General features: G+C 59.6%; 2 protein-coding genes. Both read left to right on the plus strand.

Annotated features, from left to right (window positions below):
- On the plus strand, positions 1–1,736 hold a 1,736-nt coding region (fusA, locus tag ACESL8_RS08580; protein WP_372917838.1), incomplete at its 5' end, for an elongation factor G.
- Between the two features lie 151 nt (positions 1,737–1,887).
- Positions 1,888–2,225 (plus strand): GTP-binding protein (locus ACESL8_RS08585; protein WP_372917840.1); only part of this gene is annotated, 338 nt, incomplete at its 3' end.

The raw sequence follows: 2,225 nt of genomic DNA on the forward strand, positions 1-2,225 counted from the left end.
AACCGCAATCCGAAACCGTGTGGCTCCAAGCTGACAAGTACAAAGTGCCGCGCATGTGCTTCGTCAACAAGCTCGATCGCACCGGTGCCAACTTCGTTCGCTGCGTTGAAATGATCAAAGATCGCCTCGGCGCACGTCCGGCGGTGCTGTATCTGCCGATTGGCCTGGAAAGCGATTTCATCGGCCTCGTCGATCTGGTGCAGAACCGCGCCATCGTCTGGACAGAAGAAAGCCTGGGCGCCAAGTTTGAATACAAGGAAATCCCGGCGGACATGGCCGCTGCCGCCGCTACCGCCCGTTCCGAATTGATCGAAATGGCGGTCGAGCAAGACGACGACGTCATGGAAGCCTATCTGGAAGGCAATGAGCCCGACGTGGCGACCTTGAAGCGGCTGATCCGCAAGGGCACGCTGAACTTCGCTTTCGTGCCGGTCCTGTGCGGTTCGGCCTTCAAGAACAAGGGCGTGCAGCCGCTGCTGGACGCGGTGGTGGATTATCTGCCCAGCCCGGTCGACATTCCGCCAATGCACGGCATCAACCTGAAGGATCAGGACGAAACGCGCGAAGCGTCGGATGATGCGCCGTTCTCGGCGCTGGCTTTCAAGATCATGACCGATCCGTTCGTTGGCACGCTCACCTTTGCGCGCATCTATTCGGGCAAGATGGAAGCCGCTTCGGTGGTGCTGAACAGCGTGAAGGACAAGCGCGAAAAGATCGGTCGCATGTTGCTGATGCACGCCAACAACCGCGAAGATATCAAGGAAGCCTTTGCCGGTGACATCATCGCGCTGGTTGGCCTCAAGGATGTCACCACCGGCGACACGCTGTGTGCCCCCCTCAAGCCGATCATCCTGGAGCGGATGGAATTCCCGGAACCGGTGATCGAGGTGGCCGTGGAGCCCAAGACCAAGGCCGATCAGGAAAAGATGGGCATCGCCCTCAACCGCCTGGCGCAGGAAGATCCGTCGTTCCGCGTGTCGTCCGACAACGAAAGCGGCCAGACCATCATCAAGGGCATGGGCGAACTTCACCTGGAAATCCTGGTTGATCGCATGCGCCGCGAATTCAAGGTGGAAGCCAACGTCGGTGCGCCGCAGGTGGCTTACCGCGAAAGCCTCGCACGCACGGTGGATGTGGATTACACCCACAAGAAGCAGTCGGGTGGTTCGGGTCAGTTCGGCCGTGTCAAGATGACCGTGGAGCCTGGCGAGCGCGGTTCTGGCGTGCTGTTCGTCGATGAAGTGAAGGGCGGCAACGTCCCGCGCGAATACATCCCGGCTGTTGAAAAGGGCATCCGCGAAATCGCTTCGTCGGGGCATCTGATCGGTTTCCCGCTGATCGATTTTAAGGCGACCCTGTACGATGGTGCTTATCACGACGTCGATTCGTCGGCACTGGCGTTTGAAATCACCGGCCGCGGCGCCATGCGCGAAGCGGCTGACAAGTCCGGCATCAAGATCCTCGAGCCGGTCATGAAGGTCGAGGTTGTGACACCGGAAGATTATCTGGGTGATGTGATCGGCGATCTGAACAGCCGTCGCGGCCAGATTCAGGGCACCGATACGCGCGGCAATGCCCAGGTGATCGAAGCCATGGTGCCGCTGGCCAACATGTTTGGCTACGTGAACAACCTGCGCTCGATGTCACAGGGTCGGGCCCAATACAGCATGCAGTTCAGCCATTACGACGAAGTGCCGTCGAACGTGGCCGAGGAGATCAAGCTCAAGCTGGCTTGATTTTTTGGGAAAGCCGGCGAGTCAGCGCCCTTCAAGGTGCGCTGATTCGACCGGTCCCCCCGCCGACACATCGTACCTGGCGAGCTCCAAACGATTTCGCCGATCATTGTTGAACGTCTCACGCAGTTGAGCAAAATAGAAGGTTACGGCCATGGGCAAAGCAAAGTTCGAGCGGAACAAGCCGCACTGCAACATCGGGACCATTGGTCACGTCGACCATGGCAAGACCTCGCTGACGGCCGCCATCACCAAGATTCTGGCTGAAACCGGCGGCGCCGTCTTCACCGCCTACGATCAGATCGACAAGGCGCCGGAAGAGCGTGAGCGCGGCATCACCATTTCGACTGCGCACGTCGAGTATGAAACCGCCGCGCGCCACTACGCTCACGTCGATTGCCCCGGCCACGCCGATTATGTGAAGAACATGATCACCGGTGCCGCGCAGATGGATGGCGCTATCCTGGTGGTTTCGGCCACCGACGGCCCGAT

Source organism: Sandarakinorhabdus sp., from assembly GCF_041689835.1.
In the GTDB taxonomy this organism is placed as follows: Bacteria; Pseudomonadota; Alphaproteobacteria; order Sphingomonadales; family Sphingomonadaceae; genus Sandarakinorhabdus.